Here is a 1417-nt window from a genome sequence, read left to right as displayed (position 1 = left end):
TTACGGTGCAATGGTTTAGGTTGGGTGTTATAGCGTTGTCGCACCTTAATTGGGCGTTAGCCTACAAGAGTCAGTATTAGAATTAAGAGGCGGTATGAATAATTGGCATAAAATTGAAACAGATAAAGAAGCAGAAAATTTCTCAACTGATTTCTGGACTAAGCACCAAGAAGCTTTGCAGAGTGGAGAGTTTTGGGCTGATAGAATTAAAACATTACGCGGCGAACCAGTCAAAAGACTTTCCTTGGCTTTAGAAAATTTACCTTTACCAGCTTCATTTCGAGAGGCTGCAATTGCTGTTAGGTCTTTAATTCGAGAAAAAAGAAAACAAAATGATGAGTATAAAGAAGAGTTGTCCCTTTTATATTGGTTGGCTGCTATTGATTCATTTTCCATTCCTTACTCTGAAGTGTTAAAAGAACCAGGTTATAATGTAATTGAATCCGTTCCAGGTAAAAAACTTAAAAGTCTCCCATTCTCTTATAGTTTACTTGGTTATAGCAAATTGGATTTATTAAATAAAACGGATGTTAAGTGGTTGATATCTGAATGGGGAGAGCCAAGAAATCACAGTACACTTCACGAAATTCATTACGATATTTGGTGTAAATATGAAGAGAAGTTAAAAGTGAAGAGGCAAAAGAGTAATAAGGCATTCCTGAGTACTATTAGAGAAAACCATGTTACAAAGAAAGCTGTTCCTATGGTGGCATGTGAAGAATCCAAAGAATCCAAAGAATCCAAAGAATCCAAAGAATCCAAAGAATCTATAAAATTAACAATTGCCGTATTAGTAATTGTTTTGCTGCTTACGATTATATTTGTAGGCTAACAAACAATTTAAGAGTGACTCCCAACGCATGGCGAGTTTACTCCGATTTGAATTTTGTGCTTACGGCGCAGTGGTTTAGCTTGGGTGTTATAGCGTTGTCGCACCTTAATTGGGCGTTATGTTTTCGGGAGGAAGATGGAGGGTAATCTATTGATAATGTTGATATATTCATACGTCATGGTACTTATGATCTTACAGCCTATTTATCATCATACTAAAGCTAAAAAAGTAGTATTCACCTTTCTAGGCTTATTTTTAGTCACTAGTATCATCAATTATTACTATGGTTTTTTCTACGGTGATATAATGGTGTTCGCTCCAGTAGTATCGACTAGTTTAAGTTTCTTTGCACAGCTTAGATATAGCAACCAAATTAAACGCACTCAGGGGTTTTATCCAAGAGTGTTCTATAAACGTCTCCCCATTAAAGGGCTTATTGTTAAGCACCCTGACCTCAATTCACCACGCTCTGAGTTTGATAATGTAATGACGATGCAGGCTTTTTTAAGCTTAATTATTGGAGCATTATTGGTTTTTGTTATGGGTCTAGCGAACCGCACGTGATAAACATAACAAACAATTTAA

The 1417-nt window shown here is 36.1% G+C and carries 1 protein-coding gene; it reads left to right on the top strand.

Features of this window, described 5'->3' with window-relative positions; genetic code table 11:
- The first annotated feature begins 94 nt into the window (after window positions 1-94).
- Window positions 95-832: a hypothetical protein gene (locus tag FCV43_RS19530; protein WP_136996107.1), complete on the top strand. Its 738-nt coding sequence runs from the start codon at window positions 95-97 to the stop codon at window positions 830-832.
- Window positions 833-1417 lie beyond the last annotated feature (585 nt).

Source organism: Vibrio genomosp. F6 (assembly GCF_005146325.1).
Lineage (GTDB): Bacteria > Pseudomonadota > Gammaproteobacteria > Enterobacterales > Vibrionaceae > Vibrio > Vibrio cortegadensis.
This window is presented reverse-complemented; position numbering and strand designations above follow the sequence as displayed.

Excerpts from the sequence above, each read along its gene's own strand:
- FCV43_RS19530 (WP_136996107.1), top strand. The coding sequence starts at position 95 with ATGAATAATTGGCATAAAATTGAAACAGATAAAGAAGCAGAAAATTTC.